Raw genomic sequence first — 1125 nt, forward strand, 5'->3', positions numbered from 1 at the left:
TCCTCGCGCAGCTTGGCGTCGAGCGCGCCGATCGGCTCATCCATCAGCATGGCTTTCGGCCGCCGCACCAGAGCGCGGCCAATGGCGACGCGCTGCATGTCGCCACCCGAGAGCGCCGACCGCTTCTTGTCCAGCAGGTCGGTGATCTGCAGCGTCTTGGCGACGGAGCGCACCTCGCTGTCGATCTCCGTCTTGCGCTTGCGCGTGGCACGCAAGGGGAAGGCGATGTTCTCGTAGACGCTCATATGCGGATAGAGCGAGAACGACTGGAACACCATGGCGATGTCGCGATCGGCGGCCTTCAAATGCTGCACCGGCTTGCCGTCGATGAAGATGTCGCCCTCGTCGATGGTTTCCAGCCCGGCGATGGCGCGCAGCGTCGTCGTCTTGCCGCAGCCCGATTGGCCGAGCAGCACGATGAACTCGTTGTCGGCGATCTTGAGGTTCAGGTCCTTGATGACCTGGACGGCGCCGAAGAATTTCTGGACGCCGCGAAGCTCGATCTGGGTCAATGCTGTGCTCCCGGATTGCGCACCTGGCCGGTGCCGGCCTTCTCCTCGGGCGCGATCTTGGAGGTTACGTTGAAGCCGACGAGCCCGATCAGGATGATGGTCAGGCCATAGCTGTGCAGCAGCATGTTCCAGGGCTGGCAGAGCGCGACGATGCCGAGCACCATCAATATCTGCGACCCAGGTTCAAGGTATTTCTGGTTGAAGGCGCGAAAACTCATTTGCGGATCGCTCCGAAGGACATGCCGCGCAGCAGATGATTGCGAAGCAGGAAGGTGAAGATGGCGACCGGCAGCAGGAACAGGAAGGTTCCGGAGGCGATCACCGTCCAGTCCGGCAGGCCCGAACCGACCTGGCTCGGGATGAAGGGAGGCGCGGTCTGGGCGCGGCGGTTGGTCATGATCAGCGCAAAGGCGTATTCGTTCCATGCGGTGATGAAACAGAACACGGCGGTGGCGGCGATGCCCGTGGCGGCCTCCGGCAGCACGATCTTGAAGAACGCCTCCATGCGCGTGTAGCCGTCGACAAGCGCGGCCTCCTCATATTCCTTCGGAATCTCGTCCATGAAACCCTTCATCAGCCACACGGAGAAGGACAGGTTGAAGGCGGTGTAGAG

At 62.3% G+C, this 1125-nt stretch carries 3 protein-coding genes; all 3 read right to left on the bottom strand.

The genetic code is table 11. The features are described 5' to 3' along the window. Window positions 1–512 (bottom strand): ABC transporter ATP-binding protein (locus EN879_RS36785; RefSeq protein ID WP_164774884.1); only part of this gene is annotated, 512 nt, incomplete at its 3' end. Continuing rightward, window positions 509–730 (bottom strand): hypothetical protein, encoded by a 222-nt coding sequence (locus tag EN879_RS36790; protein WP_013529497.1) that lies wholly within the window; start codon window positions 728–730, stop codon window positions 509–511. The genes EN879_RS36790 and EN879_RS36785, both read right to left, overlap by 4 nt. Then, a partial coding sequence (locus tag EN879_RS36795; RefSeq protein ID WP_164774885.1) for a carbohydrate ABC transporter permease occupies window positions 727–1125 on the bottom strand: 399 nt, incomplete at its 5' end. The genes EN879_RS36795 and EN879_RS36790, both read right to left, overlap by 4 nt.

Source organism: Mesorhizobium sp. M7A.F.Ca.AU.002.02.1.1, assembly GCF_003998535.1.
Classification (GTDB): Bacteria; Pseudomonadota; Alphaproteobacteria; order Rhizobiales; family Rhizobiaceae; genus Mesorhizobium; species Mesorhizobium ciceri.

What these genes read in the sequence shown, in the direction of transcription:
- EN879_RS36790 (WP_013529497.1), bottom strand. Translation starts at nt 730, where the DNA reads ATGAGTTTTCGCGCCTTCAACCAGAAATACCTTGAACCTGGGTCGCAG.